Raw genomic sequence first — 26,787 nt, forward strand, 5'->3', positions numbered from 1 at the left:
CTATGTTTAATTTGGTTTATCTTTATTTACTTTCTCCGCTGCACACAGGCGGCACTTCACAGGAAGGCAATCTGCTGGGCATTGCCAGAGAATCGCATACCAACCTTCCCTACATTCCTTCCAGCACAATTCGAGGCAAGCTGCGGGCTATCACCCCGGCAGAACAGTGTAAGCAACTGTGGGGAAACACGATCGAGGATGTCACGACTGGCGGAGATGCCAATCTCACTCAAGGCGCACTTTGGGTTGGAGATGGGTCAATTCTGTGGTTGCCGGTTCCTTCTCTCAGCCACGGAGTTGTCTGGATTACTGCGCCCATGCTGCTGCACCGATGGAGCCGCCTACAGGGTCGCAACCTACAGATTCCTGCTCCATACAGTACCAATCTCAAGAAGGCAGGTTCTACGGGAAAAGATTCTCCGGTCTACCTCAAAGATGCCATTTTGCCAGCCAGCAGCTTAAGTGCCTGGCAAGACTGGAAAAACTTTATTCCTTCAAACGACGCGACTCGATCGATCGAACGAGTGATGGTCTTACCCGATCAGCACTGTGCAACGCTGGTGCAGATGAGCCTATGGCGGCAAGTCAAAGTCAAGCTGGATGAACACAAGACGGTAGAGGGTGGTTTTCGCTACGAAGAGGCGATCCCGCCCGACACAGTAATGTACTTTCCGATCGGGGCGACCAGTCAATCTGGGGCGACTAGTCACCTGCCTGCCTTACGGTCGGTGCTGCAACACAACACTCTGTTGCAGGTTGGCGGTCAAGAAAGTTTGGGTCGAGGTTTTGTACAGCAGTGGATGACGGTAGCAAATCAGCAAGAGGTAGCAGTATGAACCCCAACAGACGATCAGAGCCTGCTCCCAACACAGAAAATCAGCCGATTCCCTTTGACCCAAGAACAATGGGAAAAAGTGTCTACGAGGCACTCCGGAGCTTAAGAGCGAGTGGAGGCGATCGAGAGCGACTCAAACAGCAGAAAAATCAGGCGGTTGAGCTATACACTTACCTGGCAACCTGGGGGCTGCTGCGGCTCAAAGCTGAGGAAACTGCTTTGAGTGAGCAGGAAGGCAAAAAACAGGTGGTAATCGCTTTTTTCCAATGCTTAGAAGAAATTTCGGGCACTAGAAACCTCAACCAACCCACAGGACTGCAAACCTTGATAGATCTGGGAGCAGACGAATACCTGGGACTGACAGGATTAGGACTCGTGCTGTCTCAAGAATTTAGCTTCTGGGCAACGGCTGTCTACCCTGACATTAAAGGATGAGAATTATGGTATTTGATCGCCCGAAAAGACCCGGACAGTCAGGGAATACAGGAAACAACAAAGCGTTTGCTCGACCCAATCAGGGCAGGCAAAATCAGCAGGATGGCAATCAACGGGGCGGCGGCAATTCGCGCCCACCCGGAGCTTCTCCCTGGTTGACAGAGGAACCTCCCCAGGATCCCACCGCCAGCTTTGTCGAATATTTGCGCTGGATGCGCTCCGCTGACAGTCAGTACAAAGATGAAAGTAAGGTAGAGATTCTGCAAATTGCCGAACAGCAAGCCAACTACCAGGTTCGTCTGCGAGAAATGAATCGGCGGACTCGACTGATTGCAGGTGCCGAAAACTGTTTGGAGGTTTCTTGCCCGTGGCGCATTCGCGTCGGCGGACATCGCGGACCCGAAAGCATTTTGTTACCCGCTTTTGATGCGGTGGGGATGCCCTACATTCCTTCCAGCACTTTACGGGGAGTGGCTCGAACTCAAGCAATTCGCCACTTTATGCAGACTGAGCAGCTTTCTTGGAAAGCCGCAGAAGCCAGAATCGCCCCTTTCTTTGGATCTTTGGAGGCAGCAGCAGGCGATCGCATCGGCAAAGTAATTTTTCTAGATGCTTACCCGATGCCAGAGAAATCAGACCGAGGGGGCGGACTGGCTGTTGATATTGCTAACAATATCTGGTCTTGGCAAGACAACCAGATCAATTACAAACCTAACCCTAATTTGTATTTCTCGCTGCGAAAAGCGACTTTTTTAATGGGAATTCGAGCCGGAACAGGCTGCACACCCGCGATTTTGCAGCAGGTTAAAGCATGGTTGATTGCTGGACTTGCTGAAGGTATTGGATCGCAGGTAAATACGGGCTATGGCACGCTGCAAGCTCATGGTGCAAACACCGCGCGATCGAGCCTGCTGGAAGTTGACTTCACCTTGGAAGGACAGCTCATTCATGGGCGGCAACAGTTTACCCCGTGGAAGCAAAGCGAAAGAGGGCAATGGCAGATGCGGGGCAAACCCGATGCCGAAGTCAGGGCTACCGCTTTCAAGTCAATGCTGCGTTATTGGTTTCGCACTTTTGCAATGGGTGTGCTGAGCATTGAAGCAGTGAGGTCTTTAGAGGCAGAAATTTTTGGCTCGATCGATCCCCAGAAGCGCGGCTATCTGCGAGTGGAAGTCTTAGATGACAGAATTGTTCAGCCTGAAGCCACACAGAAAAATGATCGCTGCGGTGAACAGAGCGGCAGGCTGAGGCTGAGCCTATCGTCAGAGACGGCTGCGGCGAAGGCTGAGGCTGTGCAGAATCTAGCCAGGAACCTCACCTGGTTAATGTTTCATCTAGGCGGGGTTGGGCAAGGGGCAAGACGCCCCTGTTACTCTCGCAGCACTAGAAAGCACGCGCCCTGGTGGAGAGGTTCAACGCTGATTGCAGAAAGCGATGATGCCTTCTGGAAGATTCCAGAGTCCATTGCAGAATTCAAAACTCTGTTTCAAACCCGATTAAGAGCTTTCTATCACGCACTCAACCAGCTATCAGGTAAGGCAATCGATCCAGCCAGACCCAGAACAGTAGCTCAACCCGTAGAAGCGATCGATAGCACTGCAAGAATTGTTGTCTGTTCTGGGAAAGAGGATTTTGACAAACCCTATGCCCTGGCGGTTTTGCATCATCAAGACTTCAAAGTTCGAGGAAAATATGATCCCGATCTCTGTGGCGGCACCACTCCGACCGTCAAACCGTCTCCCGTTTGGATTGCGGATCTTGGTGACTATCAAGTGGTGACAGTCTTTAAGGCAAATGATAATCCTAGAAAAAATTACCTTACCAGAGTTCAAAGATCGACGTCTCATCGACTTTGGCCTCTCTAACTCACTCCAACCACGCCCCACACTACAATGGCAATCCTAGTTGCGAACATTGGCACCTCAGATATTTCGGTCAAGATCGGTGACTACTACATTCCGATCGGCTTCGATCGCAGCGAGCCGAACATCGTTGAGCCAGAGGAGGATAGTCCTGAGGCTGCTGTCTGGGTGAAAAATCGAAGACGCGAAATTCAGAGCCTCTATAGAGAGTTAGGATTTCAAGATTCAGGAGACCCTAAATGGTCTGTTCCCTTTCGTGACCTGACTCAGAGGCTACTGGCGGCTTATACGACAGAACCGGACATCTGGCACGATCGCATTCTACCTGGTCGTTTGTGGGGAGTTATCGAAGCTGCCCTTCAGTTTCCGCTCACCGAAGTGCATCTATTCATCACAAACCAGCTAGACGAAGAAGCCGATAAACGCCTAAGCGATACAGTTTATCTGTTTGAGCTAATCCAGCAGTGGCTGAAAACAAGGTTAGAACGGGAGGGACGCCCGCTTTTAGCAATCTGCGGAGTTGCAATTGAGTTTAAAGCGATCGACCAGGATAAACTCCTCAGTCGCTACTATGATTTCTTCAAAGACAGACCGGCTAACGAAGAGTTGCTGCTCAGCATCAAAGGGGGAACCCCTCAAATGCAGACGGCTCTGCGAGTCCAGGCGAACGCCGTTGGCTCTCAATACCAGATTTCTTTGGAACCAAGGCTGGTGATTTCTGATGTTCTGCACGGTAAGCCATCAAAATGCGATCGCATCTCGTTATGGCGCTACACCCGAATTCAGAAGTACCAGGCAGTTGAGCGGTTACTAAAGCGGTGGGATTTTGCGGGTGCGATCGCGCTGCTCGAAGACTGGCAGGAGGTGTTGAAGTTTCTGAAGACTCATCAAGTTGTTGATCTCGACAGCCTGAAGCAGAGCAGCGATCGAGTAGAGCAAATGATTCAGCTCACTACGTTTGCGAAACATCAGTTTAATTTAGACGCTGGAGCCGCGAAGCGGCTATCGGAAAAGTATCGCCATCTGAAAGAAGTTCAGACGCTCACATCACAATATAAGCAGCAGAATTCTCCACTCACAACGCTAAATCTATTTACGCAATGTCGCATTTTTTGGGAACTCGACCAGATCGCAAATTTCCTACCTCGTCTCGGTTCATGCTGCGAATTTGCGCTAGAAACAATCATCAGGCGATCGTTGAGCGGTCAACCAATTGTTGATTCTCAATGGAGGCTCGATGTTGATAGAGCGAAGAGACTGTGGGATGGGCGCTTCTGGCAAGACTTCGCGCAGCGAGAGAGAAGCTGGTTTGATCCCAAAGACAATCGGAGCAAGGACAACACTAATTTTATTAACTTTGAGAGAAATCTAAGAGACGGGAAAAAAGCTCCCTACAAACTAACTGGACGCTATAGCAAGCGCAATTTGGCAGAGGCACTTTTCTCGCAGGCGCAGCAGCCGCAGAATTTACAGGAGTGGGAAGCAGTTCATCAGTTTCTAACCCAATTGGATTTCTGGGTCGCTCTGCGGAATGACCTGATTCACATGGCTAAAGGAGTTTCTAGAGAGGCAATGGTAACGCTTTATCAGGAGGAAACTTCTCGTCACAAAGCCGTAATTCGCGGACTGCCTAATACAAAAATTTGCCCGCCGGAAGAGATTCTTCCTACACTCAGTCAAATTGTAGTCAGCCCATTAATTGGGTTGGAAAAACCATTGATCCAGAAATTTACGAGTTTGACTGACGATCGCTATCTTTACAGCGCTGTCACTCAGTCAATCCAATCTCTCTGCGCCCAGGATCTTTTATAGTTTTCAGCTTCTTTCCAATGGCAAGATCAATGTCTTCAAATACTCTGTGCCATTTTCTAATCGGGCTACCGGGCTGTGGCAAATCAACACTGGCACGACAGTGGATCGATCGATTTCCTCACACAGTTTGGGTTTCGACGGATGCGATTCGTGAGCAGCTATTTGGAAACGAGGCAATTCAGGGGAGTTGGGCAGCGATCGAAGCTCAAGCGATCGAGCAGATCAGAGAGGCGATCGCCCAGGAAAAATCAGTGATTTACGATGCGACCAACGTGAAGCGAGCATGGCGGCTTGGTTTTTTGCAGAAACTCGCAGATTGCCCAATCGACTGGATGGCATGGCAGTTCACCACGTCGCTCGAAACCTGCAAAGCCTGCAATTTAGTTCGCGATCGAGCGGTGCCAGACAGCGTGATTGAGCAGTTTGCAGCGGCACTCAAAGCGTTTTCACCAGAGGCGGGGGAGGGCTTTGCTGTCGTCAATTCTGTTCCCCTCCGGGATGGACAGTTTGATTTTGAGACGATCGCCGACATCATTGCCAAACTGGACAAGTCAATTTGCTATCAGCAGAATCGGATGAGTCAGTATCAACTCCATCCCTATTCTGATCTGCTGGCGTTTGAACGACTGATGTATCTGATTTCTGTGCTGATGCAGTTTCCTGGTTTGGGTAACTGGCAGCATCATCATCCCATCTGGCTTCAGCGAATAGCAGGTTCGTCAGCGTTTGACAGTGCTGAAGCTGAAATTGCCGCAGTGATTGCCCACCAGCGGGGTGAGGTTTACGCCGATCGACAGGCGATCGCCCGCAATCTAAATTGGTTACAAATTAACGGGTTTGTCAATGCTCCCTTCTCGAATGCGCCGCTGCGATTTGAGCCTGTGAAAGCGATCGCAAATTCGCGGCTGTTTCCACACCGCTATTCAGATTGGGTTCCATTCGATCGCTTGATGCAGTTGATTCGGTTTTTGGCACACCACCCGCAACTTTATCAAAGTCAAAAGAACGTGCGATCGAATTTAATTGACGGACTCAAACAGCAGGGAATTGTGCCTGAACAATCAAAGCAGGAAGATTCAAAGCTGCAAAACAATTTGCGAAAAGACGTTGAAACCGCACTTAAACCCTACGGCATTATGGCGACCAAACCAATGCGAGATGGCTATTTTGTGGGAACTGGAATTTTGTCTGCGCCGGAACTGTTGCGCGTTTATTACGGGTTGGAATCTCAGGCCAAGCATCTATCCGATCCGGTTGCGCTCAAAGCTTACGAAACCTTTCGCGATCGATTACCCTATCTCAACCTGGAGCCGCATGAGATGTATTCGATTCGGCAGGTGTTGACTCAAAAGATCGTTGCACCGGAGTTACTGTCATCGGCATCGTTGGCACATGAACGCAACCTAGCGCAGCTAGAGGCGGCCATTCAAATGGGACAAACCGTCTGGATTCGGCATTTGAGTCAGGCGGCTGAGTTTGAGCAAGACGCTGACAAAACAGCAGCCTATGAAGTGTTACCGCTGCAAATTGTTTATTACAACATCGCTTGGTATCTGGGCTATGAGCGTCAAGACAATCAGCTTTTGGAATACTATCGCCTCGATCGATTGACCTTAGAACCAAACAGCGGTGCGTTTCAACGACATTCATTCAACCGTAAAACTCAATTGAAATTGCGACAGCGGCTAGAGCAGTTACAGATAGCTGGATACGGTGTATATCTAGGTCGAAATCCGTCTCAGCAAAGTGCTTTACTCAGTTCAGATGCCAAGGTGCAAAAATCGGTGATCGATCTGCTAGAGCTTTGGTTTGACACGAAGATATTTAAGTTTGTCAGTGAGGGCAACGATCGCTTTGCCAGCTTACAGATGTCGCCGCGACTGACTCCCATGAGCAGACAGGAGCGTGAGCAAATCTTTAAGCTCAAACCGTCAAATGATCCCAACTATCCACATCGACTCAAGGCAAAACTGCCTGTGTGGACGCTCAAAGAAAGCGTTGATCTAAGAACCTGGATTACTGGGTTTGGCAGCAGCGTCAAGGTCGTTTCGCCCAAGTTTTTAACAGCAGAAATTGCCGATCGCGGACAATCGATCGCAGATCTGTACGTCAACGATCGAGCTTCGTCCGAATCAAACCGGAGTTGACAAAGTGGCAACGCCTGCAAGTCTTTCTAATCGAAGTCTGCATCAAGCGCTTCTTTGCGATCGCCCCACCCAAATCGGCGCGTGATAAAACTCCCCACACTGCTCCAACTCAAAGCCGCCCAACAATACACCCAACCACACTTCAATCTGAGGCATCCCTAAGCGCTCTGACAATTCGGTCAACGACACGGTTGATGCAGATGTCGCTTGTAGGCTTAAGGCGATCGCCTTCACCCAGCCCGTCACATCCTCCGAATGCGTCACGTCCAACACTTGTTGCTGGGCGGTCTCGGTTTCTAGCTGCTCAATCATCGTCAGCACTGCCGTCTTCTCGACGGGAGCCGCGATCGATCCCTCTAGCTTTGCGATCGATTTCGTTCGCTGCTGTCGAGGGCTTGCAGGTTCCATCAACTCGGTTAAATCGACGCTCATCGTCTGCCGCACCATGTCCGAGAAGAAACCGCGATCGACGATCGGGTCGCGATACACTTCTTCCCACTCGGTCATCAGCACTTCTGCTCGCACGGCACACAACTCGGCCACTTGCAGCAACGCCTCACCCGCCACTTGAAGGCGATCGGCCTCTGGCATTTGATCGATCGCCGCATCCATCGCGTCAAGCAGCGCCACCACATCCACCTGCTCCGGCATCATCTGCGCCGATCGCAACTCGTCCCATAACTCAAGCTGCCAACCGTTCATCGACTGCCCTCCAGCACGCTCGATCGCAAATGGTCAGCATGATACGAGCAAGGCCGAATCGGACACTGCGAGATGGAATGCTGTTCTTCACGCGCATAGCGCTCAAAACCCGATCGCTTCTCATTGCCATACTGCTGATACAACGCATCAAGCAATTGCCGAGCATATTCCTTGACCATACGGGGCGGCAGCCCAAACACGTGTTGCGGCTGCGTCAAGGCGATCGGCTTGTCCCCTCGCCACAGTTCCGCACACATGGCATGAATGATCACTTCATCATTCGGCTGACGCGGCTTTTCGACATACGTGTGCAACACGACAAACGACACGATCGGAATCGGCACAACAATTTCTGCCATCTGCGGCTGCCGCCGCACTCGATCGCCCCTGCCCTTGCGGTAGTACGATCGCCGACTATGGCACACACTGTCATTCCAGCAGCCAGCGCCGCCCTCAGCCGCATCATGCAGCTTGCGTGCCTCGATCGTCGTCAACAAACTACATGCCCAACATTTCTCGCAACTGCGCCGTCCCATGAGTGCTAACCCTGTTCCGGCTGCAACAAGCCGGATCGCTCCAGCATCTGACCGCGCCACTGCTCAACGATTGCCGCCACCCGCGATCGCTCACCTGCATCTTGCCACACCGATTGCCAGTGATGCTTCCAACCCGTCACCTGCCGACCGAGCCTTAGCAGTTCTTCAGCCAGTACCAGATCCGACTCGTTGTGAAGTAGGTTGAGCGTCGTGATTGTCCACTCCGTAAAATACTGGCACATCTCCAGGCTGGCGATCGCCACCTGCGCCCCGACCACATCGCCTTCACGCAAATTACTCCTGATACGCGCCAGTTCCGATGCCAAATTCCCCAACTGCCGCGATCGATCGAGCTTCAGGTAGCTGTCTTTGCGATCGTCCAGATTCTTCATCATGCTTCGACTCCCAACAGCTTGCGATCGAATCAGGTGGATGGGCATCGAGCAAACAGCCTGCAATCAGGCAGTTCTAGTCAATCGCAACCTCCCTATCATAAAGCAAAATTCGATCGCGATCGCCCACTTACCCTTATTATTCTGAGAATATTCTGATAGAGATAAGTGAAATTATCTATATCTGTGGCAAGGGGGCGATCGAGTAAACGCCCTACAATTTACCTAGGGCGATCGTGGATGTTGCTGGAGGAAGCCATGTCGATGGAAAGCGCGGCGGGTCGATCGACCACACAGCGGGCGATCGATCGCGATTGGGAACATCCCACGCCCCCGACTGATTTGATTTTCGATGATGGAGAACCGTTGGAAAGCGCTCGTCACCGCATTGCCATGAATGTGCTGATTGCCTCGGCGATCGCGGCACTGGGCGATCGACCCAACTCGTTTGTGGGCGGCAACATGTTTGTCTACTACAGCCGCAATCAAGCGATGAATCGTGATTTTCGTGGCCCTGACTTTTTTGTCGCGCTTGAGGTCGATGGCACAAAAGAGCGGCAGGGGTGGGTGACGTGGGAGGAAGATGGCCGCTACCCGGATGTGATTGTTGAGTTGTTGTCGCCGAGTACGGCACAGGTCGATCGAACAACCAAAAAGGATCTGTATGAGCGCGTGTTTCGGACGGCGGACTACTATGTGTTCGACCCGTTCGAGCCATCAGCGTTTGAGGGCTGGCACTTGACCAATCAGCGCTATCAGGCGCTTGAGCCGAATGCACAAGGGCAGTTGTGGTGTGAAGCGCTTGGACTGTGGCTGGGCACTTGGACAGGCAGTGTGCAGCGTGAACCGCCGACGGGCACTTGCGAATGGCTCAGGTTTTATGATGCTCAGGGCAGTCTGATTTTGCTGCCGGAAGAGCAGGCGCGATCGCGGGCTGAGCAAGCCGAAGCCCAACTCATTCAAGAACGCGATCGAGTGCGCGAACAACTACGAGCGAGAGGTATCGATCCGGACGAAGTGTTAGGCTGAAGGGTGTGGGGGACGGCGGTTCGTACCGAATCAGCTTTGCTGGCCGCAAAGCTTGCAGGAACGGCATCTCACCCATCAGGAGACAGACTTGCCTATCACGATATCGATAACAGAACTGGGTTGAGTTCGTCTTCAAAATCCAGTTCGGCGCACTGCTTAATCTTGCATACCAAGACGGTGGCGGACAACCGACGGGCACGATCTTCGCTCCAGCTTGCCGAGGCTTGCCACCATGCCCACAATGGAAGACTCCCTTTGCTCAGGTTGCAGCGCTGACAGACGGCGGCCAAGTTCGATCGCACATCTTGTCCGCCTTGCGATCGCGCCACGATGTGATCCAAGGTCAACACGCGCGGTGTACGGCCACAGTAGGCGCAGGTTCCACCAAACCGCTGCTTGATCATCACTTTGAGTTTGGCTTTGGACGATCGCCGACCAAACATCTGAATATCCATTGGCGTTGCGGCATTCTTGAAGTGTCTGCTTCTATGGTGCCTTGTAAAAACAATGGCGGGGCGATCGCGTTTGGTCGGGCAAGAGTCGATCGTACTGCTCTGTCGATATCAGCAAAGGGGCGATCGAGTAGACGCAGTACAATCAACCTATTGCGATCGCTGGCGTTGCCGATGCTGGAGGAAGCTGTGTCGATAGAAGTCACGACAACTCAACCGCTTGCGTCGATGGCGATCGAGCCAGTGCCGCCGACGCCACCCACTGATTTAGTCTTTGACGATGGAGTTCCGTTGGAAAGCCCACGCCACCGCGTTGCGATGAATCTACTGATTCGTTCGGCTCATCAGGCACTGCGCGATCGATCGGACTTCTATGTGGGCGGCAATATGTTTGTCTACTACAGCCGCACTCAGGCGATGAATCGTGATTTTCGTGGCCCTGACTTCTTTGTTGCCCTCGATGTTGATGGCAAACGCGATCGCAAGGCGTGGATCACCTGGGAAGAGGAAGGCCAGTATCCCGATATGATTGTCGAGTTGCTCTCAGAAAGTACCGAAACGGTGGATCGCGGGCAAAAGAAGCGGCTGTATGAGCGCGTGTTCAAGACGCCGGACTATTTCGTCTTTGACCCGTTTGATCCGCAGTCGTTGCAGGGCTGGCGCTTGCATCTGGGGCAGGGCTATCAGCCGTTGCAGCCGAATGAGCAGGGCTGGCTGTGGTGTGAGACGTTGCAGTTGTGGCTGGGGCTGTGGTCAGGGGTGGTCGATCGCGAACCATCGGAGGGTAGTTGTGCCTGGTTGCGTTTCTTTGATGCGGCAGGTCATCTGGTGTTGCTGCCGGAAGAGAAGGGGGAGCAAATGATGGAACGCTTGCGGGCGCGTGGCATTGACCCAGATGAGTTGCTGAGTGAGTAGGGGGTGATCGCCCATGTCGTCTTCCTCTGTTGATCCAGTTTTGCCGATCATAATTGTGCCGTTTGAGGGTGGGCGATCGGAGGAGTTGCCATCCAAACCGCCGGATCTGCGCGACTGGCAGATCGAAGAGTTTCTCAGGCAGACGGGCAAGGCGGAGAACACGCAGCGCACTTACCGAGGTCAGCTTCAGCGGTTTGCGGTTTGGTGCGATCGCTCTTGGCTCGACGTGACGCCCAGCGACATCGGCAAGTATCGGCGGGAGTTGAAAGGTAAGGGGCTGAAGCCTGCTTCGGTGAATCACGCGCTCAATACGTTGCGATCGTTCTACGGTTGGCTGCGCCGCAGCAATGGCTACCCGATGAATCAGCCCTTGCCCACCGATGCGATCGACCTGGAACGCCAAGAGGAGCCGCAGGCCGCCCATATTGATGCGGAGGATTTGGGCGAGTTGTGGGCGGTGCTGGAGTTGGAGGAGAAGACACGGGTGCGCGATCGTGCCATCATCGCCGTTTTGAGTCACGGCCTGCGGGCATCTGAGGCATCAGCGCTGAACGTGGAAAGCTGGAATGGCAAGATTTTGATTGTGCATCGATCGAAGGGGCAGAACGTCAGTCAGGTGCCGTTGAATCGGGAAGCGAGGCAGCATTTGGAGGCGTATTTGGCGTGGCGATCGATTCAGGGTGGGGTGTTTGAGCCAGTGCCGGAGAGTGCCATGTTTTTGTGCCAAGACCCGAAGCACAGCGGGCAACGGTTGGGCTATCAGGGGTTGCACAAGATGGTCAAGAGGCTGGGGGCGATCGCTGGGGTGAAGGGCATCCATCCACATCGATTCCGCCACTCGTTTGGGACAGAGGTGACTCGGCGCGGCGTTGACCCGCTGTATGGCAAGGAGTTAATGGGAATTAAGAGCGATCGCGTCTTCGAGCGCTACACCAAGGGCGTGTTTAAGCAGGCGGCGGCGGATGCTTATCTTAGGGCGATCGGCGAAAGCGATGACGACAACCAGTAGTGACCACATCAAGAAGTATTGGATAGCTAGCCAGCTTCAAAAAGTAGCAATTGCACTCAGTGATATCGCCTACGTTGAACAATTTCACCTGACGTAAAACTAGACAGAACCAAATATGCGGGCTGAAGTCCGTTGTTCGTAGGGTGCATGGTCAGGGCGATTAATCAATTCCATGTGCATCCCCCAAGGCGTAATAAAGTAGGTCGAAGTGATCCCAGCTTCTTCGCTTTCATCCACGGCGTGAACGATCGACTCCAGCACCTTGACATCGCGCTGTGCCTTGAGATACGCAATCGCAGCATCCATATCATCCACATAAAAAGCGAGATGCCGCCCACCTGCATCGCTCACTCGCGGCGGAGTCGTCGTTTGCTCTAAAGCTTTAAATTCGACTAGCTCAATGTTGTTCACCGGACCGCAACGCAGCAGTGCCAGTCGAACTTCTCCAGGACTTGCTCCCAGATGAGTCTGCATCCAATTGGGTTCTGGTTCACCGTAAGGTCCGGCTTGATAGAGCAGTTCACAGCCCAGAACTGTGATGAAAAAGTCGATCGCTTGATCGAGATCTGGAACGGTGTAGCCTGCATGGTCAATATTTCTAGCAGTTGGAATACCGCCCTTAAATCCAGATTCCATTGTCATACTCCTCCCTCATGTTAAGGCTGATTCGGAACGCTGCGCTACGTCTTGGAAGAACGTTAACAGTTGCTCGATGAGATAATCGGGACGCTCATCGGGAATGAAATGTCCACAGCGATCGACACTTCCCCCTCGAACATTAGTCGCAACCGCAGCCATCATCGTTTTTACCTTTTCTCCCGTCACCGTTTCGCCCCCAAGCGCCAAAACCGGAACTCGAATGGGATGTTGCACCAGTGGTTCTGTCTGCTCGATTGATGCAAAAATCGATCGGTAGACGCCTAATGCACCGCGAATGCCATCAGGCGTGGCGAAAGTGCGAAGATATTCCTCGATCGCTTCTGGCTCGATCGCGCTGGGGTCGTTGCAATAGGTGTTGTAGAAGTAGGTCAAAAACGCCCGCTCCTGCCCAGCAATCAGCGTTTCTGGCAGATCGGGTGCAAGGAAGAATGTCCACCACCACAGGCCACCCTTCTGGGTCGATTGCGGTGAGAACTTGAAAATTTGCTCCAGGTGTGCGTTGAGCAGCACAGGTTCTTCGAGGTACGTCAAACTCATCACTTCATTCGGGTAGTCGCTGGCATACAGCAGGGCAGGCGGTGCACCCATATCGTGGGCGACCAGATGGATTTTCTCAAAGCCTAATTGTTGAACCAGTTGATGGAAGTCTTTGCAGAGCGATCGCGCATCATACCCGCTCGTCGGCTTATCTGAGTCGCCATAGCCACGCATATCCGGGGCAATCACCGTGTATTGCTCGACCAGAGCAGGCATAATTTTTCGCCAGCAATACCAGGTTTCAAGGAAGCCGTGCCAAAGCAAAACAGGCTCGCCTTGTCCGCCGATGACATAGTGCAAGTTCACGTCGTTGACTGCGGTGGTGTGATGCGAGAAGCGATCGTCCAGTGGAATGGAATTCATAGGAATCGGTTAAATCGTGAGAATGCTGCCACCATCAATCCGAATATTCGTTCCGTTGATGTAGTCTGCCAAGGGGCTACTAAGAAAGGCGATTAAGTTGGCGACATCTTCGGGGCTTGCCAGCCGTCCCGTTGGGTTATCCAATTCATGTGTCAGAACATATTGCTCAATCTCTGACCATTCAGTGCTGCGACCTTCTTGCTGGGCGGCTTCGGTCATGCGCTGACGAATGCGATCGGTGACAATGATTCCCGGACTGATGACGTTGACGGTGACGCCTGTGCGATCGAATCGCTTCGATAAACTTTTGGTGAGATTGAGCAGCGCACATTTGGCCGCCGCATAGTCCGGCATCATCGCAAACGGTTGAATTGATTGGGCACTGGCGATGTTGATAATCCGTCCCCAGCCCAACGATTCAAGATGTGGTCTGAGGGCGTTGACCAACCGAACGATGACGAGGACAACGCCGTCATACATCTGCGCCCAGTCCTCAGCAGTCGCATCATCCCAGGTTTCGTAATGTCCGATCAGTCCAGCGTTGTTGATCAAAATATCAACTTCACCAAACGCCGCTCGTGCATCTTGAGCGATTTGCTGTGCCCCGTCTACAGAATTCAACTCCCCAAACACGACGGCTGATTTACCACCTTCCGATCGAATCTCGGCAGCGATCGCTTCGGTGCGGTCTCGATCGCGCCCGTGCACAATCACGTAGGCTCCTTCACGCGCCAGTGTTTTGGCGATCGATGCTCCGGTTCCGGCACTCGATCCTGTGACTAAAGCGCGTTTTCCTGTCAGTTTTAAATCCATAAGAGTTGATGACCATAAATTGAGCTTCATTGATTCGTTTGTTAGCAACGATTAGAAAATCGATTTTTTCACTCATTGATCGATTCCTTGCTGCGTCATTGTTCGCTGCACACCTTCGTCTTCACGCAGTATTTGATAGAAGCGGGACAGGTTGGGATAGTCCGCCAAGCGATCGGGCAGCGCGTTTCCCCAGCGAATCATGGCAAAGGCATAGGCATCAGCGATCGTGCGACGATTCCCGACCAGGTGTTCTTTCCCGTCCAGATAGGCATCCAAATGCTTGAAGACGCGATCGATCAGCTTGTAGGACTTTTCTTTGACAGCTTGCTGAGTTTCCTTGCGCTCATCGATCGCGTATCGCTGCGGTGCAAAAAAGGGAAAGAACGCAGGATGCACGTCGCCTGTGAGAAATGCCAGCCAGCGATCGAGTTCGTAGACATCTTGCAATGTGCCGTCGTCGCCCAGCTTGGCATCAGGATATTTATGCGCCAGATATTTCAGCAGGGCATCGGCTTGATTCATCACGCCACTGTCACCGTCGATCAGGGCAGGCACTTGTCCTAGCGGGTTCAGTTGTAGATAGTCTGGGTCGCTGGGCTTGACCTTTTGCAGGTCGTAAGGTTCGCCAATCCATTCCAGAACAATGTGGGGCGCAAGCGCACAAGTTCCCGGAGCGTAGAATAGTTTGATCATGCTTTGAAGAAAAATGGTGAATCAGTCGATCGCTGTTCATTCGCTGTTCATTCGATCGCGTGAGATTGCCAATACCAGCCGCGCTTATGAAGTGCCATCTTGCTCGAAATATTGCGGCTTCATTCCACGCTTAATCTTGAATGATTCGATACAGCCGCAGTACTACCCTAAAGGTATAGATCCGCCGCAGTGCGATACCAATTTCGTTTAGCAGCAATACTCTTAAAGTATCGATCGCTTCAATTCAATCATGGAGTTGCGGCAGCTACACTATTTTCTGGCAGTGGCAGAAGAACTCAGCTTTAGTCAGGCAGCGCGACGGCTCAATATGGCGCAACCACCACTTACGCGCCAAATTCGACAGCTTGAGCAGGAGTTGGGCGTTCAACTGTTTGAGCGTAATAGTCGCCGTGTGGAACTCACTGAGGTTGGGGGAGTGTTTGTTGAGGAAGCCCGTCACATCTTGGGACAAGTTGAGCGAAGTATCCAGACTGCTCAACGGGCGGGGCGGGGTGAAGTGGGTCGGTTAACGGTTGCGTTTGAAGGATCTTCCGCCTATGACATCATTCCTACCTCGCTGAAAAACTATCGTGAGCAATTTCCAGATGTGGAGTTAATCGTGGTGGGACTGACAACAGATCAACAGGTAGAGGCACTGCATAAAGGAGAAATTCAAGTCGGATTTGTTGTTCCGCCGCTGCAACAAGCAGAAGGTTTAATCGTTGAAACGGTGCTGGAGGAACCCCTGGTTTTAGCTTTACCGGAGGCGCATCCTTTGGCTGCACAGGCAAAGGTGAAGGTACGATCGCTCGCCGATCAAGCGTTCATTTTAGGACAGCGGAATACAGGTTGTGGCTGGTATGACCAGGTGATTGCTTTATGCCGTCGATCGAGCTTCAGTCCTCGTGTTGTGCAGGAAGTTAGCGAGATGCAGGTATTGTTAGGTTTGGTGGCAGCAGGCTTAGGCGTGGCAGTTGTTTCCGGTGCTGCGAAACAGTTTCAGCGATCGGGCGTGGTGTACCGAGAGTTGCAGCCTGCCTCACCCGAAGTATCACTGGCGATCGCTTGGAGAGAAGGCGATGCGTCTGTCACGCTGCCAGCGTTTTTAGAGATTGTCCGTTCAGTTTCAACATCGTTGAATGGGGACAGCGATGTTTGAAAATAACCTTCAGCGCGACACTGATGCTGCACAGAAGCTCGCGGAGTTTGTGGCGCTCCCGCCTGAGAACATGAGGATCACGCTGTCGTTAGATGCTCAGCCCTTACCGGAGTACCCGCTGCATCCAGCTTTGCAAGCAGCTTGTCCGCACCCCCGCAGTCAGTGCACCCGCACACTCAAAGACGATTTTCTGCTCAAGCCAGATCCGGCAACTGCAAATTCAGATGAGCCAAATTCACTACTCCATTCCTGGCTTTCGATCGCATGACTACAGCCATCCTCGATCGCCCCTGCCTGCCGATTTGCCAGTGGGCGATTGCACGCCGCAACAACTGTGGGTCGCCCTAATGCTCAACAGCGGCTTTAACTCGTTCGATCCCTATCAAGTCGCGAGCGATCTCTACGAAAACCCGCAGCTCTGGCACGGCTTTGCCCTACTGCCAGACATTGAAACGATGACCCGCGAGCAGCATCCTCGACTCTGGCGCAGGGGCTACCTCAGGTTTCTGCCCCTGCTGGAGGAGCGTCATAATTGCGATACGCTCTACATCCTATCGGCTGATGATGAACACGTGTTTGAGCTGGTGAATTTTGGTCAGGAGTGGCAGGCCGATGACGTGCAGGTGTACGCGGGTGAAGCCGCAGCCAGACTGGTTGGCGATGAGGACGATCGCGCCTTGCCCGTTTTGCGCTATTGGTGGGACTAAAATCAGCGGCTTGCAGGGATTGGGCAAATTTCTGTCCGGTGTTTGCTTGAGCCATGCAAAAATTCTGACGCAGCCGCGATGACCACCTGATGCGATCGTACCACTGACACACTTCGGGAGATGCTGCTTTTTGGCGATCAACCGTGGCGAAGGCAGCACAAACTTTGCGAGGTTTCTGCACGGTTGAAGGGTTTACCGTGCAGAAATAGGTTTTCTGTCGAGTTGAACCTTGAATCGACAGAAAATTAGTTCAAGGTTGTTCTGTCGCTTGAGGTTTAAATCGACAGAATTTAGCACTAGTCTCCCGCTCCTCGGGTTGGAAGGCTCTTGAATAAGTTCAATAAAACTAAAAATCAAGCCGCGTAGTGAGATGCTGCATCAACTACTCCTGCTGGATCTGCAAATCCAGTTGATTCGTGATGTCCATGACCACACCTTTATTCTTCAAATCCCCTAATGCCTTGTAGAAGTTACCAATGCTCAAATCCCAGCGATCGCAAAACGCTGTGACATCCACACTCGGATTTAGCTTGCCCGGGTAATCAATCTGCAAGGCAAAGAATAGGTAGTCCCGATCGCTCGTCAGCAGTTTGCGATCGCGAATTCGCAGCAGTTCATCTCGGTCCAGCCAATATCCAATTTGCTGAGCGGTCGTCATGGCACTTGGGGCGAATAGTACATTAGCTCACCACAAAAATTGTATTTGGTCATTGGGCGTTCGGGCTGCAAGTTCTGTCAATCTGACAAAGACTCTTGCCTACCTGCCGGTAGGCAGGGAAAGCTTGGCAGTCAAGAGATGCAACTCACCGACAAGACTTACGGAATCAGAATAACCAGCCGTGCAGGTGCATCACCAATTCAAGGAGAGGTTTTACAAAGCCTGAATCGAGCAACATTCTGTTCTGTCGATTAAGCTTTGAATCGACAGAACAATCTACTCTTATTCTGGCGATCGAGTTACAAATCGATAGAACAAAATGACTAGCCCCCACCTAGAAGCCGAGCGCGATCACCTGCTTCAAAAGATCCAATCCATCCGCAACTCTGGCAGTGTGGCTCCGCTCAACGTCTGGATCAGTCCTGCACCAAAGGGTGAATACCTCTACTACAAACTCAGCAGCAAGAATCCCCAGTACAAGAATCAGCACTTGGGCAAGGCTGGCAGCGAAAAGTACCGCGACTGGAGAGCCAGAATCCAGCGGCGGGAGGCGATCGCTGAATTGGAACAACAGCTTTCGATGCTGCAAACACTGATCGATCGGCAAACATCCATACTTGTTGAACTACCCGCAGGAGAATAGACAGCAAGTTAAGGATATTGAGCGAACTATTCACGATCGCCACACAATACTCTGTTCAAGCTTTTGAAGTAAACGTTTGCGTTATGCTGAAAGCCAAGCTTATCAGTGGAATGGCATGAGTGAAGCCTTGGCTCAAACTCGATCGGCTCCCCCAGAGTTGCCACCCCAGTTTCCCGACCACACGCAGCTACCAGAGTCGGACGGTTCGTTTGTGAAGAATTTTCAGGAGCATCCTCAGTCGCTGATTTTGACGGACTCGATCGGAGCAACGCTGGAGCGACTTCATCCCGATGGGCAGTATGCGATCGGGCAAGACTGCGGCATCTACTGGCGCGAAACAGAGCCACCTGAAAAAGGTGCGGAAGCACCGGATTGGTTCTATGTGCCGAATGTGCCACCCAGACTCAAAGGCGAGATCCGGCGATCGTATGTGTTGTGGCGAGAGTTTATTGCGCCTACGATCGTTCTAGAGTTTGCTTCTGGCGATGGCAGTGAAGAGCGTGATAAAACGCCACTTTCCTACTCTGAGGACAGTGGAACCACTCGACCTGGGAAGTTCTGGGTGTATGAGCGGATTGTCCGATCGCCCTACTACGGCATCTTCTTCGTTAACAGTGGCGAACTAGAGATGTACGAATTGGTGGGCGGGCAGTATCAACGCATGGTGGCGAACGATCGCGGCCACTACCCCATCTTGCCAATGGAAGTTGAAATTGGTGTGTGGCAAGGGGCGTATCAAAATCAAGACCAGCTTTGGCTGCGCTTTTGGGATTTACAGGGAAATTTGCTGCTGATGGGCAGTGAACGAGCGATCGCGGCAGAAGCAAAAGCAGCAAGGCTAGCGGAGCGGTTACGGGAACTGGGAGTTAACCCAGATTTAATTTAGCGCCATCTAGCAAAACAACTCATTCTTTCGGCAAAGTAGTCGTCGCGATCGAGTAAGCCTTATGAAGGGCTTGCAGTTTTTGCTGAGGCTGTGCCCGTGCTGCTTTAGGGGCCGTAATGATGCAGTTTTCTTAGTCATGTTAATTAATTTGCGCGGATGGGTTACATAAACGCTGAATTGGTGAAGTAATAAAGAAGATTTCTCAAATCGACTGCTGGAACTCCGTGTTATCCGTCATAGATAAAGGTGTATAAAGGAACCGCGATGTCATCCGTGCTGCTTGAGCCTGGGAAAATTATTCGAGTGCGATCGCGCCAGTACCTTGTTGAAGACGTGATCCTGCCTGCGTCGATCGGGGATACGAAGGTGCGGCTGGCCTGCTTGGAAGACGATGCCCAAGGCGAGGTGCTAGAAGTCTTTTGGGAACGGGAAATTGATGCTCAAATTCTGCAAGCGTCGTCTTGGGAATCAGTTGCCAATCGCGGGTTTGACCAGCCGCGTCAGTTTTCGGCTTATCTGCACGCTTTGCGCTGGAACTGTGTCACTTCTACCGATCCGAAATTATTTCAAGCGCCCTACCGAGCGGGAATTGAGGTGAAAGCGTATCAGCTAGAGCCGCTCCGCAAAGCGCTCAAGATGCCGCGTGTGAATTTGTTTATTGCCGATGATGTGGGACTGGGCAAGACGATCGAGGCGGGACTGATTCTGCGCGAAATGCTGATGCGGCAAAAGATCAAGCGAGTCGTGATTTCTTGTCCGCCCTCAGTTGTGCGGCAGTGGCAGGATGAGATGGAAGGTCGATTTGGGCTAACGTTTATCGTGTTCGATCGCGACTTCGTAGCGGCAAAGCGGCGAGAGCGTGGCTACAACATCAACCCCTGGAAAACTCACACGCGATTTATCATTTCTCATGCCCTGCTGCGAGATGAAGCGTATGCAGCTCCGTTGCGCGACTGGCTGCAAGATTTTTCACCGGGGGCGATGCTGATTTTAGATGAAGCGCACAATGCGGCTCCCTCTGGCGGGGCGCGGTATGCTATCGATTCGCAACTTACCAGCACCGTCCGCGATCTGGCCGATCGATTTGAACACAAGCTATTTCTATCCGCCACGCCACATAATGGACATTCCAACAGCTTCGCCGCCCTGCTGGAAATCTTAGATCCGCAGCGGTTTTGTCGGGGCGTTCCGGTTCGCAGCAAAAAGCTGTTGGATGCCGTCATGGTGCGGCGGCTCAAAAGTGATTTACGCGAGATTCATCATGCTGAATTTCCGTGTCGGAAAATTGTGCCGATCGCGATCGATCATCTGCCCGAAGATGTGCCAGAACTGAAGCTAGCTCAGCTACTTCAGCAGTATCGCGCCTGTCAGGAGGAGCGGTTGAAGAGTGCGCCGAAATCGACTCAAAGAACGGCGATGCTGGTGCAAACCTCGCTGCAAAAGCGATTGCTCTCTTCGATCGAAGCGTTTGCCCGGACGCTGAGAGTGCATCGTCGGGCAATTGAGCGGCAGGCGGAACAGCAATTTTCAAGTCACAAGAATTTTGCCCTCCTGCAAGCCTCGATCGGGGCAGATGACGATCGCGCCGATTTGGATGAAGACGAAGTGCTGCATGAAGAAGCCGCTCAGATGGAAAAAGCAACTTGGGCGAGTGGAACAATTTCGCAGCAGGAGTTGGATCTGCTCGATCGAATGACTCAGATTGCAGAGCAGGCGCGGCATCTACCCGATAGTAAAGTGCAAAAGCTGACGGAGTGGATACGGCAAAATCTTTGTCCTGATTTGGGCGCGGCGGGCGCGAAGTGGCGCGATCGACGGGTGCTAATTTTCACCGAATACACTGACACGAAGCGTTATTTAGAACAGCAGCTTGGCGCGATCGCTGCTAACTCGGATCGCGAGTTCGATCGCATCGACAGCTTTCATGGCGGCATGGGTGAGGAGCGTCGGGAGTTTATTAAGCAGGCATTTAATGCCGATCCTGCTCAACATCCGCTGAGAATTTTGATTGCGACGGATGCGGCGAGAGAAGGCGTGAATTTGCAAAATCACTGCGCCGATCTGTTTCACTTCGATGTGCCTTGGAATCCGAGTCGGATGGAGCAGCGCAACGGGCGGATCGATCGCAAGCTTCAGCGATCGAAAGAAGTTCGCTGTCATTACTTTGTGCTGACTCAGCGAGTGGAAGATCGCGTCTTGGATGTGCTGGTGCAGAAAACTCAGCGAATTCAAGAAGAATTGGGCAGTTTGTCGCCCGTGCTGGAGAAGAATGTGAGCAAACTGCTGGATGGTGGCATTCGGCAGGCGGAAGCGCAGCAGCTTTCCACTGCGATCGACACCGCCGATCGCGCCGATGAGGAAGACAGACAGCAGGGCAGGGCGATTCGAGAAGAGTTAGAGGCGATTCGGCTGCGGCAAGATAAACTGCGACAGCAGCAGATCGAACTGGAAACAATGCTGAAAGACTCGAAGCTGTGGCTGGGGCTGGACGATCGCCATTTTCGCGATACGCTCTCGGTGGCCTTGCAGATTATGGGCGCGGAACCGCTCAAGCCGATCGATGCAGCCAAAGCGGTTGATGATGGGGAGCGCAGCGAGTGGACGATCCCCGCGATCGATCAGCAGGCGGGAGCCGATCCGACTTGGGCGACGACACTCGATACGTTGCGATCGCCACGTCCCAAAAATCAGAAGCTTTGGGAGTGGCGTAAGGAAGCGCCGATTCGTCCGGTTGTGTTTCGCGATCCGGGTTCTTTGGATGGGCAGGTTGTACATCTGCATCTAGAGCATCGCATCGTGCAGCGGCTCCTGGGACGATTTCTCTCGCAAGGATTTTTGCATGACGAACTGAGCCGCGCCTGCGTTTGCCGCACGGATGACCCAATTCCACGTGTGATCATTTTGGGCAGGCTGTCGCTGTATGGCGATCGCGCCTCACGTCTGCATGATGAAATTGTCTCGGTCGCGGCGGAATGGATCGACCCGACAGCGAGAGGCAAAGGGCGATTGCGTCCGCTCAGTGAAGGTGAGAAAAAAGATGTGATGCAGATTCTAGAAGATTCGCTGGCACATCCGCGTTTGCGAGAAATGTCGCCCGCCTTGGTCGATCGCCTCAAAGCGCATACGGCTCGCGATGTCGAGGATTTGCTGCCGCATCTGGAGCGGCGGGCTTCAGAACTGACCGATCGCGCCAAGCGCAAACTCGAACAGCGCGGCAAGCAGGAAGCGGCAGAAATGCAAAGCTTGCTGCAAGAACAGCGCGATCGCATCCTCAAGCAGTCGCGGCAGTATGACACGCAGCAGCTTTCTTTACTCAATGAATTCAATGCCGAAGAGCGGCGACAGATCGATCTCGATCGACGGCACTGGGAAACTCGAATCGCTGAACTGGAAGCGGATATCTTGAGCGAACCTGCCCGAATTGAGCAAATCTACCGAGTGAAAACTCCCCGTGTCGAGCCTGTGGGCATTGTTTACCTGTGGCCTGTGTCAAGTTGAGGCGTGAGATGGCAGCGGATATAGATATCCTCAGACACAAAGAATGGTTGGGACTGCTTCAGCCTGTGGGCTTGGTGGTGTCGCCTCCAGCCTTGATTAAGGCGCAGGCGGTGATCGATCGCGGCAAGCTGGTCGATTTGCAAGAGCGGTTGCAAGTGATCGTTTCGATCGACACTCTGCCTCGCCATAAAGAAAAGGTCGCGTGGGTCGAATTTTCCACGTTTGCGCGATCGGTGCTGGGCTGGCGGGACGGCGATCTGGTTGGACTAGAAGCCCTGCCGGAGTCGCTGACGGTGGCACTGCCGAGCTATGGGGAACTGCTGAAGCCGAGTTATGCGGTATGCGACCCGGATAGCGATCAGTGGATTCTGCTGATTCAAGAAGTGAAGTTGGGATTGCCGTTTGATGAAGATGATCCGGCTGCGGAGGCGGGGCACGGCTGGAAGGCAAGCATTCAGGCGAAGTTTGAGCGACTGCTGCGGGAAACTGGAGTGTTTGCGGGACTGCTGGTGAACGGGACAGAAATTCGGCTGGTGTATGCGCCGAGCGGGGAATCGTCCGGGCATCTCACCTTTCCGATTCAGGCGATGACGGAAGTGCCGGGGCGATCGATTTTGGGCGCGATCGATCTGCTGTTGGGTGACGATCGCCTGTTCAACGTGCCGGACTCGCAGCGCTTAAGGCCACTGCTGGAAGAGAGTCGCAGCTATCAGGCGGAAGTGTCAACGAAGCTGTCGGGGCAAGTGTTGGATGCGCTGTGGGAACTGCTGCGCGGTTTTCAGGCGGCAGATGCGGCTGTGAACGGAAAACTGCTGCGCGAACTGGCGGCGATCGATCCGCAACACATCTATGGCGGATTAATTACGACGCTGATGCGGCTCGTGTTTTTGCTGTATGCCGAAGATGAAGGCTTGATGCCGGATGACGAGGTGTATCAGCGTCACTATGCGGTTTCCGGGCTGTATGAAAAGCTGCGCGAAGATGCGGGCAACTATCCGGACACGATCGATCAGCGCTACGGTGCTTGGGCAGCACTGCTGAGCTTATTTCGGCTGGTGTATGACGGGGGTGGCGCGAATGCCGAGTATCTTCCGGCGCGGCGGGGACAACTGTTTAATCCGGATGAGTATCCGTATCTGGAAGGGCGATCGATCGATTCGCACTATGCCACAGCGGGCAGGCTGGAAGCTCCGCGAATTTCTGACGGCGTGATTTATCGAATGCTCGATAAGCTGCTGATTTTGGATGGCGAACGGCTGTCGTACCGATCGCTGGACGTGGAGCAAATCGGCTCAGTTTATGAAGCGATCATGGGCTACGAAGTTGAGATTTCGCGGCATTTCTCGATCGGCATTTCCAGCAGGCCGAAAGGCTCGAAAGTAACGACGACGATCGTAATCGACCTGCAAGCCCTGCTAGAGGCCAAGCCGATCGATCGTGCCAAGCTGCTGAAGGAGTCGGCCAACTGTGAGCTATCGGCCAAGGCTGCAAAGGAACTCAAGGCCGCGACGCATATTCCCACAGTCGTGGCGGCCTTGAGCGCGAAAATTTCCCATCGAACTCGCAATGTGCTTCCTCCCGGTTCGCTTTACCTTCAGCCGACCGAGGAACGCAGGCGATCGGGGTCGCACTATACGCCGCGCAAGCTGACGCAGCCGATCGTCGAGAAGACGCTGGAACCTGTGCTGATGCAGCTTGGCACTCATCCCACGCCCGCACAGCTACTTGATCTGAAGGTGTGCGATTTGGCGATGGGGTCGGCGGCGTTTTTGGTCGAGGCTTGTCGGCAGTTGGGCGATCGACTGGTCGAGGCATGGAACTATCACGGTAAGCCGGACAATTTGCTGGAAGCGGTGGAAGATGTCGTTGTGGCGCGGCGATTGGTGGCGCAGCGGTGTTTGTATGGCGTGGATAAAAATCCGTTTGCGGTGAATTTGGCGCGGCTGTCGCTGTGGCTGGTGACATTGGCGAAAGATTTGCCGTTTACGTTTTTGGATCATGCGCTCAAATGTGGCGATTCGCTGGTTGGGCTGACGCGATCAGAAATTGGCAGCTTTGGGGCGAGTGCGGCTTATGAGCCGACGTTTTTTGAAGACCACAAGCGGCTGATGCGGCAGTCGGCGGCGAAAGCGTTGGCGTTTCGGCAGGAAATTCAAACGGCGGATACGCGCACGGACGACGAAGCCGATCGCAAGCAAGCTCTCTTGCAAGATGTCAACCATGCGCTAGCGCCTGCCCGTCTGACGGCTCAGGTGGCGATCGCCTCATTCTTTGCAGGAACCAATGCCAAGCAGCGGCAGCACCATCGCGAAGAATTTGGCGGCAAGCTGATCGGTTATGAAAAAGGACTGGTGAGCGAAACGGACATTGCGGCGATCGTTTCACCACTAACCACCGGAGCAAAAACCGTCTTGCCGTTTTGCTGGGAGCTAGAGTTTCCCGAAGTGTTCGATCGCCTCAATCCGGGTTTTGATGCGATCGTCGGAAATCCGCCATTTGCCGGAAAAAATACGACGATCAACGGCAATGTGGAAGGCTATTTAGACTGGCTGAAAATCGTGCATCCCGAAGCACACGGCAACGCCGATCTGGTGGCGCATTTTTTCCGGCGATCGTTCACGCTGCTTCGCAAAGGCGGCGCACTTGGTTTGATTGCCACCAATACGATCGCGCAGGGCGACACTCGCAGTACGGGACTTCGATTTATTTGTCAAAACGGCGGCACAATCTATCACGCTCAAAAGCGAGTGAAATGGCCGGGATTAGCCGCAGTCGTGGTCAGTGTCGTAAACATTTTCAAAGGCAATTATTCGGGTATCAAAATTTTGAATGGTCGATCGCTCGAAAAAATCACTGCTTTTCTCTTCCACGATGGCGGACATGAAAACCCGATCGCCCTCCGCGCCAATGCCAACAAAAGCTTTCAGGGCAGTATTGTTTTAGGAATGGGTTTCACCTTTGACGATACAAATCCTAACGCCACTTCGATCGCCCAAATGCACGAACTGATCGCCAAAGATCCGCGCAACGCCGATCGCATCTTTCCCTACATCGGCGGCGAAGAAGTTAACAGCAGCCCGACTCACGCCCATCACCGCTACGTCATCAATTTTGGCGAGATGAAAGAAGATGAGGCAAGAAAATATCCTGATTTGATGGCGATCGTAGAAGAAAAGGTTAAACCGGAACGAGATCGATTAGGTGGTAATGCAGATGCGAAACGTAGAAAAGAAAAATGGTGGCTTTGGGGAAGATACACGCCAGCATTGTTTAGAGCAATCGCCCAGTGCGATCGAGTGTTAGTCTGCGGCATTATTGGCAAACATTTATCGTTTGCCTTTCTGCCAAGCAAAATAGTTTATTCTCACAAGCTAGCAGTATTTCCTTTAGACAGTTATTCTAGCTTTGCAATTCTACAAAGTAACATTCATGGAATTTGGGCATGGTTCTTTTCATCAACTATGAAAGATGATTTGAACTACTCAAACTCAGATTGCTTTGAAACGTTTCCCTTTCCTGAAGACTGGGAACTCGATCGCACCCTTGAATCGATCGGCAAAACTTACTACGAATTTCGCGCCGATCTGATGGTTCGCAACGATCAAGGATTAACCGAGACCTACAATCGCTTTCATGACCCCGACGAAATCGACCCCGACATTTTGCAACTGCGATCGCTGCACGAGCAGATCGATCGGGCTGTCTTGGATGCCTACGGTTGGCACGATATTCCGACGAAGTGCGAATTTCTGCTCGATTACGAAGACGAAGACCCCGAAGGCAGCAGCAAGCGCAAAAAACCCTGGCGCTATCGCTGGCCGGAAGACGTTCACGACGAAGTGCTGGCGCGACTGCTGAAGCTGAATTTGCAGCGATCGCAGCAGGAAAGCTTGATAAGCAAACCGAAAAAGCAGCGAACCGCAGTTGTTTTACAGGAAGCCGAACCGTCTCAACAGCTTGATTTGCTCGCCTCGATCAAATCGGACGAACATTCACCCGCGAACTTTGATGGGGAGCGATGGTCATGACCTACACCTCGATCCT

The 26,787-nt window shown here is 52.7% G+C and carries 25 protein-coding genes; 15 read left to right on the forward strand and 10 right to left on the reverse strand.

Features of this window, described 5'->3' with window-relative positions:
• The first annotated feature begins 2 nt into the window (after positions 1 to 2).
• Together cmr4 and H6F67_RS12310 are read left to right on the forward strand one after the other, a co-directional pair.
• The gene (gene cmr4 / locus H6F67_RS12305) at positions 3 to 836 is read left to right on the forward strand and encodes a type III-B CRISPR module RAMP protein Cmr4 (RefSeq protein WP_190766775.1); all 834 of its coding nucleotides are present in this window, start codon (positions 3 to 5) and stop codon (positions 834 to 836) included.
• Positions 837 to 904: 68 nt separating this feature from the next.
• The gene (locus tag H6F67_RS12310; protein WP_242020610.1) at positions 905 to 1,270 is read left to right on the forward strand and encodes a hypothetical protein; all 366 of its coding nucleotides are present in this window, start codon (positions 905 to 907) and stop codon (positions 1,268 to 1,270) included.
• Between the two features lie 38 nt (positions 1,271 to 1,308).
• On the opposite strand, the gene H6F67_RS27695 is transcribed toward H6F67_RS12310, so the two are convergent.
• A complete protein-coding gene (locus H6F67_RS27695) occupies positions 1,309 to 1,662 on the reverse strand; it encodes a hypothetical protein (protein ID WP_242020616.1) in 354 nt (117 codons plus the stop codon).
• On the opposite strand from H6F67_RS27695, the gene H6F67_RS12315 reads away from it, so the two are divergent.
• The 3 genes from H6F67_RS12315 to H6F67_RS12325 are packed head-to-tail and all read left to right on the forward strand — an operon-like array spanning position 1,579 to position 7,091.
• On the forward strand, positions 1,579 to 3,135 hold the full coding sequence (locus H6F67_RS12315; protein WP_242020612.1) for an RAMP superfamily CRISPR-associated protein: 1,557 nt from the start codon (positions 1,579 to 1,581) through the stop codon (positions 3,133 to 3,135). The genes H6F67_RS27695 and H6F67_RS12315 overlap by 84 nt on opposite strands.
• 27 nt (positions 3,136 to 3,162) lie before the next feature.
• The gene (locus H6F67_RS12320; RefSeq protein ID WP_190766779.1) at positions 3,163 to 4,944 is read left to right on the forward strand and encodes a hypothetical protein; all 1,782 of its coding nucleotides are present in this window, start codon (positions 3,163 to 3,165) and stop codon (positions 4,942 to 4,944) included.
• Between the two features lie 29 nt (positions 4,945 to 4,973).
• Positions 4,974 to 7,091 carry a WYL domain-containing protein gene (locus tag H6F67_RS12325; protein ID WP_190766781.1) on the forward strand — a complete coding sequence of 706 codons (2,118 nt, stop codon included), beginning with the start codon at positions 4,974 to 4,976 and terminating at the stop codon, positions 7,089 to 7,091.
• 42 nt (positions 7,092 to 7,133) lie between these two features.
• Here the strand turns inward: H6F67_RS12325 and H6F67_RS12330 are convergent, their stop codons facing one another.
• The 3 genes from H6F67_RS12330 to H6F67_RS12340 are packed head-to-tail and all read right to left on the reverse strand — an operon-like array spanning position 7,134 to position 8,724.
• Positions 7,134 to 7,793, reverse strand: coding sequence for a hypothetical protein (locus H6F67_RS12330; protein ID WP_190766783.1), 660 nt, complete (start codon positions 7,791 to 7,793; stop codon positions 7,134 to 7,136).
• The gene (locus tag H6F67_RS12335) at positions 7,790 to 8,329 is read right to left on the reverse strand and encodes a hypothetical protein (RefSeq protein ID WP_190766785.1); all 540 of its coding nucleotides are present in this window, start codon (positions 8,327 to 8,329) and stop codon (positions 7,790 to 7,792) included. Before H6F67_RS12335 ends, H6F67_RS12330 begins: the two co-directional genes overlap by 4 nt.
• A gap of 5 nt (positions 8,330 to 8,334) precedes the next feature.
• On the reverse strand, positions 8,335 to 8,724 hold the full coding sequence (locus H6F67_RS12340; RefSeq protein WP_190766787.1) for a hypothetical protein: 390 nt from the start codon (positions 8,722 to 8,724) through the stop codon (positions 8,335 to 8,337).
• 255 nt (positions 8,725 to 8,979) lie between these two features.
• Here H6F67_RS12340 and H6F67_RS12345 point away from each other — a divergent pair, with 255 nt between their 5' ends.
• Positions 8,980 to 9,750, forward strand: coding sequence for a Uma2 family endonuclease (locus H6F67_RS12345; protein ID WP_190766789.1), 771 nt, complete (start codon positions 8,980 to 8,982; stop codon positions 9,748 to 9,750).
• A 95-nt stretch (positions 9,751 to 9,845) separates the two neighbouring features.
• On the opposite strand, the gene H6F67_RS12350 is transcribed toward H6F67_RS12345, so the two are convergent.
• A complete protein-coding gene (locus H6F67_RS12350) occupies positions 9,846 to 10,205 on the reverse strand; it encodes an HNH endonuclease (RefSeq protein WP_190766791.1) in 360 nt (119 codons plus the stop codon).
• A 33-nt stretch (positions 10,206 to 10,238) separates the two neighbouring features.
• Between H6F67_RS12350 and H6F67_RS12355 the strand changes: the two genes are divergently transcribed.
• Together H6F67_RS12355 and H6F67_RS12360 are read left to right on the forward strand one after the other, a co-directional pair.
• The gene (locus H6F67_RS12355) at positions 10,239 to 11,117 is read left to right on the forward strand and encodes a Uma2 family endonuclease (RefSeq protein WP_313926818.1); all 879 of its coding nucleotides are present in this window, start codon (positions 10,239 to 10,241) and stop codon (positions 11,115 to 11,117) included.
• Positions 11,118 to 11,130: 13 nt separating this feature from the next.
• Positions 11,131 to 12,126: a tyrosine-type recombinase/integrase gene (locus H6F67_RS12360; RefSeq protein WP_190766793.1), complete on the forward strand. Its 996-nt coding sequence runs from the start codon at positions 11,131 to 11,133 to the stop codon at positions 12,124 to 12,126.
• Between the two features lie 99 nt (positions 12,127 to 12,225).
• Here H6F67_RS12360 and H6F67_RS12365 read toward each other — a convergent pair whose 3' ends face one another.
• From H6F67_RS12365 to H6F67_RS12380, 4 genes are all read right to left on the reverse strand, one after another.
• Entirely contained in the window at positions 12,226 to 12,762 is a 537-nt protein-coding gene (locus H6F67_RS12365) for a VOC family protein (RefSeq protein WP_190766795.1), read from the reverse strand.
• Positions 12,763 to 12,777: 15 nt separating this feature from the next.
• Complete coding sequence (locus tag H6F67_RS12370) at positions 12,778 to 13,686, reverse strand: alpha/beta fold hydrolase (protein ID WP_190766797.1); 909 nt, start codon at positions 13,684 to 13,686, stop codon at positions 12,778 to 12,780.
• 9 nt (positions 13,687 to 13,695) lie between these two features.
• Entirely contained in the window at positions 13,696 to 14,499 is an 804-nt protein-coding gene (locus H6F67_RS12375) for an SDR family NAD(P)-dependent oxidoreductase (RefSeq protein WP_190766799.1), read from the reverse strand.
• Between the two features lie 72 nt (positions 14,500 to 14,571).
• On the reverse strand, positions 14,572 to 15,192 hold the full coding sequence (locus H6F67_RS12380) for a glutathione S-transferase family protein (protein WP_190766801.1): 621 nt from the start codon (positions 15,190 to 15,192) through the stop codon (positions 14,572 to 14,574).
• 13 nt (positions 15,193 to 15,205) lie between these two features.
• On the opposite strand from H6F67_RS12380, the gene H6F67_RS12385 reads away from it, so the two are divergent.
• The 3 genes from H6F67_RS12385 to H6F67_RS12395 all read left to right on the forward strand — a co-directional run bounded on the left by H6F67_RS12385 (position 15,206) and on the right by H6F67_RS12395 (position 17,058).
• Positions 15,206 to 15,403: a hypothetical protein gene (locus H6F67_RS12385; protein WP_190766803.1), complete on the forward strand. Its 198-nt coding sequence runs from the start codon at positions 15,206 to 15,208 to the stop codon at positions 15,401 to 15,403.
• A 39-nt stretch (positions 15,404 to 15,442) separates the two neighbouring features.
• Positions 15,443 to 16,351 (forward strand): LysR family transcriptional regulator, encoded by a 909-nt coding sequence (locus H6F67_RS12390; RefSeq protein WP_190766804.1) that lies wholly within the window; start codon positions 15,443 to 15,445, stop codon positions 16,349 to 16,351.
• A 92-nt stretch (positions 16,352 to 16,443) separates the two neighbouring features.
• Positions 16,444 to 17,058, forward strand: a complete 615-nt coding sequence (locus tag H6F67_RS12395) for a hypothetical protein (protein ID WP_190766806.1) — start codon at positions 16,444 to 16,446, stop codon at positions 17,056 to 17,058.
• A gap of 382 nt (positions 17,059 to 17,440) precedes the next feature.
• On the opposite strand, the gene H6F67_RS12400 is transcribed toward H6F67_RS12395, so the two are convergent.
• Positions 17,441 to 17,716 carry a hypothetical protein gene (locus H6F67_RS12400; RefSeq protein ID WP_190766808.1) on the reverse strand — a complete coding sequence of 92 codons (276 nt, stop codon included), beginning with the start codon at positions 17,714 to 17,716 and terminating at the stop codon, positions 17,441 to 17,443.
• A gap of 319 nt (positions 17,717 to 18,035) precedes the next feature.
• Here H6F67_RS12400 and H6F67_RS12405 point away from each other — a divergent pair, with 319 nt between their 5' ends.
• The 4 genes from H6F67_RS12405 (at position 18,036) to H6F67_RS12420 (ending at position 26,771) form a co-directional block, all read left to right on the forward strand.
• Positions 18,036 to 18,359: a hypothetical protein gene (locus H6F67_RS12405; RefSeq protein ID WP_190766810.1), complete on the forward strand. Its 324-nt coding sequence runs from the start codon at positions 18,036 to 18,038 to the stop codon at positions 18,357 to 18,359.
• Between the two features lie 115 nt (positions 18,360 to 18,474).
• Positions 18,475 to 19,245 carry a Uma2 family endonuclease gene (locus H6F67_RS12410; protein ID WP_190766812.1) on the forward strand — a complete coding sequence of 257 codons (771 nt, stop codon included), beginning with the start codon at positions 18,475 to 18,477 and terminating at the stop codon, positions 19,243 to 19,245.
• Positions 19,246 to 19,509: 264 nt separating this feature from the next.
• Positions 19,510 to 22,743 carry a DISARM system SNF2-like helicase DrmD gene (gene drmD, locus H6F67_RS12415; RefSeq protein ID WP_190766814.1) on the forward strand — a complete coding sequence of 1,078 codons (3,234 nt, stop codon included), beginning with the start codon at positions 19,510 to 19,512 and terminating at the stop codon, positions 22,741 to 22,743.
• 8 nt (positions 22,744 to 22,751) lie between these two features.
• Positions 22,752 to 26,771, forward strand: a complete 4,020-nt coding sequence (locus tag H6F67_RS12420) for an Eco57I restriction-modification methylase domain-containing protein (RefSeq protein ID WP_190766816.1) — start codon at positions 22,752 to 22,754, stop codon at positions 26,769 to 26,771.
• Positions 26,772 to 26,787: the final 16 nt, after the last annotated feature.

The organism is Microcoleus sp. FACHB-1515 (genome assembly GCF_014696105.1).
Lineage (GTDB): Bacteria > Cyanobacteriota > Cyanobacteriia > Elainellales > Elainellaceae > JAAUTJ01.

Excerpts from the sequence above, each read along its gene's own strand:
- drmD (WP_190766814.1), top strand. The coding sequence starts at position 19,510 with ATGTCATCCGTGCTGCTTGAGCCTGGGAAAATTATTCGAGTGCGATCG.
- H6F67_RS12315 (WP_242020612.1), top strand. The coding sequence starts at position 1,579 with ATGAATCGGCGGACTCGACTGATTGCAGGTGCCGAAAACTGTTTGGAG.
- H6F67_RS12330 (WP_190766783.1), bottom strand. The coding sequence starts at position 7,793 with ATGAACGGTTGGCAGCTTGAGTTATGGGACGAGTTGCGATCGGCGCAG.
- H6F67_RS12410 (WP_190766812.1), top strand. The coding sequence starts at position 18,475 with ATGAGTGAAGCCTTGGCTCAAACTCGATCGGCTCCCCCAGAGTTGCCA.
- H6F67_RS12340 (WP_190766787.1), bottom strand. The coding sequence starts at position 8,724 with ATGATGAAGAATCTGGACGATCGCAAAGACAGCTACCTGAAGCTCGAT.
- H6F67_RS12420 (WP_190766816.1), top strand. The coding sequence starts at position 22,752 with ATGGCAGCGGATATAGATATCCTCAGACACAAAGAATGGTTGGGACTG.
- H6F67_RS12375 (WP_190766799.1), bottom strand. The coding sequence starts at position 14,499 with ATGGATTTAAAACTGACAGGAAAACGCGCTTTAGTCACAGGATCGAGT.
- H6F67_RS12400 (WP_190766808.1), bottom strand. The coding sequence starts at position 17,716 with ATGACGACCGCTCAGCAAATTGGATATTGGCTGGACCGAGATGAACTG.
- H6F67_RS12385 (WP_190766803.1), top strand. The coding sequence starts at position 15,206 with ATGGTGAATCAGTCGATCGCTGTTCATTCGCTGTTCATTCGATCGCGT.
- H6F67_RS12365 (WP_190766795.1), bottom strand. The coding sequence starts at position 12,762 with ATGGAATCTGGATTTAAGGGCGGTATTCCAACTGCTAGAAATATTGAC.
- H6F67_RS12370 (WP_190766797.1), bottom strand. The coding sequence starts at position 13,686 with ATGAATTCCATTCCACTGGACGATCGCTTCTCGCATCACACCACCGCA.
- H6F67_RS12320 (WP_190766779.1), top strand. The coding sequence starts at position 3,163 with ATGGCAATCCTAGTTGCGAACATTGGCACCTCAGATATTTCGGTCAAG.
- cmr4 (WP_190766775.1), top strand. The coding sequence starts at position 3 with ATGTTTAATTTGGTTTATCTTTATTTACTTTCTCCGCTGCACACAGGC.
- H6F67_RS12380 (WP_190766801.1), bottom strand. The coding sequence starts at position 15,192 with ATGATCAAACTATTCTACGCTCCGGGAACTTGTGCGCTTGCGCCCCAC.
- H6F67_RS12350 (WP_190766791.1), bottom strand. The coding sequence starts at position 10,205 with ATGGATATTCAGATGTTTGGTCGGCGATCGTCCAAAGCCAAACTCAAA.
- H6F67_RS12395 (WP_190766806.1), top strand. The coding sequence starts at position 16,444 with ATGCTCAGCCCTTACCGGAGTACCCGCTGCATCCAGCTTTGCAAGCAG.
- H6F67_RS12390 (WP_190766804.1), top strand. The coding sequence starts at position 15,443 with ATGGAGTTGCGGCAGCTACACTATTTTCTGGCAGTGGCAGAAGAACTC.
- H6F67_RS12345 (WP_190766789.1), top strand. The coding sequence starts at position 8,980 with ATGTCGATGGAAAGCGCGGCGGGTCGATCGACCACACAGCGGGCGATC.
- H6F67_RS27695 (WP_242020616.1), bottom strand. The coding sequence starts at position 1,662 with ATGTCCGCCGACGCGAATGCGCCACGGGCAAGAAACCTCCAAACAGTT.
- H6F67_RS12325 (WP_190766781.1), top strand. The coding sequence starts at position 4,974 with ATGTCTTCAAATACTCTGTGCCATTTTCTAATCGGGCTACCGGGCTGT.
- H6F67_RS12405 (WP_190766810.1), top strand. The coding sequence starts at position 18,036 with ATGACTAGCCCCCACCTAGAAGCCGAGCGCGATCACCTGCTTCAAAAG.
- H6F67_RS12355 (WP_313926818.1), top strand. The coding sequence starts at position 10,239 with ATGGTGCCTTGTAAAAACAATGGCGGGGCGATCGCGTTTGGTCGGGCA.
- H6F67_RS12335 (WP_190766785.1), bottom strand. The coding sequence starts at position 8,329 with ATGGGACGGCGCAGTTGCGAGAAATGTTGGGCATGTAGTTTGTTGACG.
- H6F67_RS12310 (WP_242020610.1), top strand. The coding sequence starts at position 905 with ATGGGAAAAAGTGTCTACGAGGCACTCCGGAGCTTAAGAGCGAGTGGA.
- H6F67_RS12360 (WP_190766793.1), top strand. The coding sequence starts at position 11,131 with ATGTCGTCTTCCTCTGTTGATCCAGTTTTGCCGATCATAATTGTGCCG.